This window comes from Staphylococcus sp. 11007852 (genome assembly GCF_011394325.1).
In the GTDB taxonomy this organism is placed as follows: Bacteria; Bacillota; Bacilli; order Staphylococcales; family Staphylococcaceae; genus Staphylococcus; species Staphylococcus agnetis.
Window position 1 is genome coordinate 1 of record NZ_JAANBJ010000017.1, and the last position, 2,915, is coordinate 2,915.

A 2,915-nucleotide genomic window follows, 5' to 3' on the forward strand; every position below is an offset into this window, starting at 1 on the left:
ACGGTGGATGCCTTGGCACTAGAAGCCGATGAAGGACGTTACTAACGACGATATGCTTTGGGGAGCTGTAAGTAAGCTGTGATCCAGAGATTTCCGAATGGGGGAACCCAGCACGAGTTATGTCGTGTTATCCGCATGTGAATACATAGCATGTGAGAAGGTAGACCCGGAGAACTGAAACATCTTAGTACCCGGAGGAAGAGAAAGAAAAATCGATTCCCTGAGTAGCGGCGAGCGAAACGGGAAGAGCCCAAACCAACAAGCTTGCTTGTTGGGGTTGTAGGACACTCTGTACGGAGTTACAAAGGAATACGTTAGACGAATAACCTGGAAAGGTTAATCATAGAAGGTAATAATCCTGTAGTCGAAAACGTATACCCTCCTGAGTGGATCCTGAGTACGGCGGAGCACGTGAAATTCCGTCGGAATCTGGGAGGACCATCTCCCAAGGCTAAATACTCTCTAGTGACCGATAGTGAACCAGTACCGTGAGGGAAAGGTGAAAAGTACCCCGGAAGGGGAGTGAAAGAGAACTTGAAACCGTGTGCTTACAAGTAGTCAGAGCCCGTTAATGGGTGATGGCGTGCCTTTTGTAGAATGAACCGGCGAGTTACGATCTGATGCAAGGTTAAGCAGAAAATGTGGAGCCGTAGCGAAAGCGAGTCTGAATAGGGCGAATGAGTATTTGGTCGTAGACCCGAAACCAGGTGATCTACCCTTGGTCAGGTTGAAGTTCAGGTAACACTGAATGGAGGACCGAACCGACTTACGTTGAAAAGTGAGCGGATGAACTGAGGGTAGCGGAGAAATTCCAATCGAACTTGGAGATAGCTGGTTCTCTCCGAAATAGCTTTAGGGCTAGCCTCAAGTGATGATTATTGGAGGTAGAGCACTGTTTGGACGAGGGGCCCCTCTCGGGTTACCGAATTCAGACAAACTCCGAATGCCAAATAATTTAACTTGGGAGTCAGAACATGGGTGATAAGGTCCGTGTTCGAAAGGGAAACAGCCCAGACCACCAGCTAAGGTCCCAAAATATATGTTAAGTGGAAAAGGATGTGGCGTTGCCCAGACAACTAGGATGTTGGCTTAGAAGCAGCCATCATTTAAAGAGTGCGTAATAGCTCACTAGTCGAGTGACACTGCGCCGAAAATGTACCGGGGCTAAACATATTACCGAAGCTGTGGATTGTCCTTTAGGACAATGGTAGGAGAGCGTTCTAAGGGCGTTGAAGCATGATCGCAAGGACATGTGGAGCGCTTAGAAGTGAGAATGCCGGTGTGAGTAGCGAAAGACGGGTGAGAATCCCGTCCACCGATTGACTAAGGTTTCCAGAGGAAGGCTCGTCCGCTCTGGGTTAGTCGGGTCCTAAGCTGAGGCCGACAGGCGTAGGCGATGGATAACAGGTTGATATTCCTGTACCACCATGATTCGTTTTAAGCGATGGGGGGACGCAGTAGGATAGGCGAAGCGTGCTGTTGGAGTGCACGTCTAAGCAGTGAGACTGAGTGTTAGGCAAATCCGGCACTCATTAAGGTCAAGCTGTGATGGGGAGAAGAAACATGTTTTCTTCGAGTCGTTGATTTCACACTGCCAAGAAAAGCCTCTAGCTAGAAGATTGGTGCCCGTACCGCAAACCGACACAGGTAGTCAAGATGAGAATTCTAAGGTGAGCGAGCGAACTCTCGTTAAGGAACTCGGCAAAATGACCCCGTAACTTCGGGAGAAGGGGTGCTCTTTGAGGTTCACGCTTCGAAGAGCCGCAGTGAATAGGCCCAAGCGACTGTTTATCAAAAACACAGGTCTCTGCTAAACCGTAAGGTGACGTATAGGGGCTGACGCCTGCCCGGTGCTGGAAGGTTAAGAGGAGTGGTTAGCATTAGCGAAGCTACGAATCGAAGCCCCAGTAAACGGCGGCCGTAACTATAACGGTCCTAAGGTAGCGAAATTCCTTGTCGGGTAAGTTCCGACCCGCACGAAAGGCGTAACGATTTGGGCACTGTCTCAACGAGAGACTCGGTGAAATCATAGTACCGGTGAAGATGCCGGTTACCCGCGACAGGACGGAAAGACCCCGTGGAGCTTTACTGTAGCCTGATATTGAAATTCGGTACAGTTTGTACAGGATAGGTAGGAGCCTTAGAAGCGTGAGCGCTAGCTTACGTGGAGGCATTGGTGGGATACTACCCTAATTGTATTGGATTTCTAACCCGCAACTCTTATCGAGTTGGGAGACAGTGTCAGGCGGGCAGTTTGACTGGGGCGGTCGCCTCCTAAAGAGTAACGGAGGCGCTCAAAGGTTCCCTCAGAATGGTTGGAAATCATTCATAGAGTGTAAAGGCATAAGGGAGCTTGACTGCGAGACCTACAAGTCGAGCAGGGTCGAAAGACGGACTTAGTGATCCGGTGGTTCCGCATGGAAGGGCCATCGCTCAACGGATAAAAGCTACCCCGGGGATAACAGGCTTATCTCCCCCAAGAGTTCACATCGACGGGGAGGTTTGGCACCTCGATGTCGGCTCATCGCATCCTGGGGCTGTAGTCGGTCCCAAGGGTTGGGCTGTTCGCCCATTAAAGCGGTACGCGAGCTGGGTTCAGAACGTCGTGAGACAGTTCGGTCCCTATCCGTCGTGGGCGTAGGAAATTTGAGAGGAGCTGTCCTTAGTACGAGAGGACCGGGATGGACATACCTCTGGTGTACCAGTTGTCGTGCCAACGGCATAGCTGGGTAGCTATGTATGGACGGGATAAGTGCTGAAAGCATCTAAGCATGAAGCCCCCCTCAAGATGAGATTTCCCAACTTCGGTTATAAGATCCCTCAAAGATGATGAGGTTAATAGGTTCGAGGTGGAAGCGTAGCGATACGTGGAGCTGACGAATACTAATCGATCGAAGACTTAATCAATTTAGTTC

1 rRNA gene is annotated in these 2,915 nt (G+C 50.2%); it reads left to right on the top strand.

The features are described from left to right. Positions 1 to 2,907 (top strand): 23S ribosomal RNA (locus tag G8Y85_RS04355); the annotation flags it as partial. Positions 2,908 to 2,915 lie beyond the last annotated feature (8 nt).